This is a genomic window from Pseudomonas edaphica (assembly GCF_005863185.1).
In the GTDB taxonomy this organism is placed as follows: Bacteria; Pseudomonadota; Gammaproteobacteria; order Pseudomonadales; family Pseudomonadaceae; genus Aquipseudomonas; species Aquipseudomonas edaphica.
In genome coordinates this window covers 1-1,190 of record NZ_VBVZ01001003.1, presented here as the reverse complement: position 1 = coordinate 1,190, position 1,190 = coordinate 1, and the positions used below count along the sequence as shown (strand labels likewise).

Sequence of the window (1,190 nt, the reverse complement as noted above, 5' to 3'; positions counted from 1 at the left end):
CACTAATACCAACAACGCCTCCTGCCAGCAGCAGATCCGCGATCTGCAGGCCAACATCAATGCAGCCAACGCCAAAGGCGATACCTTGCGCGCGACAGCCTTTCAGGCGGCCCTGACGCAAACCAATAAAAGCTGCAGTAACGCGCGCTACAACACCCAGGCGCAGGTGGATACCAACCCACAACACCAGCAAAACGTGAACAAGGCTGCGGATGCGATTAATGCCATCGGTGGTTTGTTCAAGTAAGTCGAAAAGTGATGTGAGAAGAGCCCGCGGTTGCGGGCTTTTTTACGGCCGGTACTTGGCTATCTGCCGTGTGCAGCCCGAGGAGGTAGACATGCTTTAATGCACACTTATCACCCTGCAAAGGGAATTGCCCGATGAGAAAATACCTCCAGTGCTCGAAGTGTTAAGGATATTTCAAATGAACGGACGCACCTTGCTGGTCGTTATGTTGCTTGCCCACCCCACCCTATCCGTTGCAGCCACTCAACCTGCTGACGGGAAGGTACTTGGGGCAAGCGATGGCCTGATGTACTCCCGGGCGCAATTTACCTGCGGGACACTGCCCGCCGATCTTGTTGCCGATTACGTAAAGGCATCCAAGCTGATTGCAGGGCCAAGCGCGGAATACGATGAAGGCTACGAGCAAGTCGTCTCCCGGGGTGAGCGCAATTGGCCGGCCATCCCGAGCGTTGAGCAGCGAGCACTCGAATGCCAGAAGTCGAAAGAGGACCTGGCGATCAAGGTGAAGCTGGCACAACGCTGGTTTCCTGAGGCTTACAAGTAAGCGCTGGAAGTTATTGCCACCCGCTCATATTTATCTAACGGAGCGCCCACTCCATGGTCAGCGACCTCTCACCAAACTGAGGCTCTCAAAATATTTAAGGATATTTCAATACGTTATATATTATATTTAATTTTCAAATAACACTAAACGCATAACTCCTTTATAAAGATCAACACAACAAGAAAACAGCGAACACGTGATAAGCCTATAGCACTCCACGCTCAATGGACACGAAGGAATGTAAACTTATGACTGTCTCAACGAAAAATCTTGTTAATCCAACTGCCTCTTCGGCAGGAATCCAGACGAGTGAAGATTACCAAAGCCTCCTGAATTTTTCACACGTTTATGATCGAGGAGGATTTAATTTAAATGGAAAGCCGTCTTACACCATTACGC

2 protein-coding genes are annotated in these 1,190 nt (G+C 50.1%); both read left to right on the top strand.

All coding sequences use genetic code 11. The features are described from left to right. On the top strand, positions 1 to 247 hold a 247-nt coding region (locus tag FEM54_RS32830; RefSeq protein ID WP_138454315.1), incomplete at its 5' end, for a DUF1090 family protein. A 178-nt stretch (positions 248 to 425) separates the two neighbouring features. After that, a complete protein-coding gene (locus FEM54_RS32825; RefSeq protein WP_138454314.1) occupies positions 426 to 791 on the top strand; it encodes a hypothetical protein in 366 nt (121 codons plus the stop codon). The last annotated feature ends 399 nt before the right edge of the window (positions 792 to 1,190 follow it).

What these genes read in the sequence shown, in the direction of transcription:
- FEM54_RS32825 (WP_138454314.1), top strand. Translation starts at nt 426, where the DNA reads ATGAACGGACGCACCTTGCTGGTCGTTATGTTGCTTGCCCACCCCACC.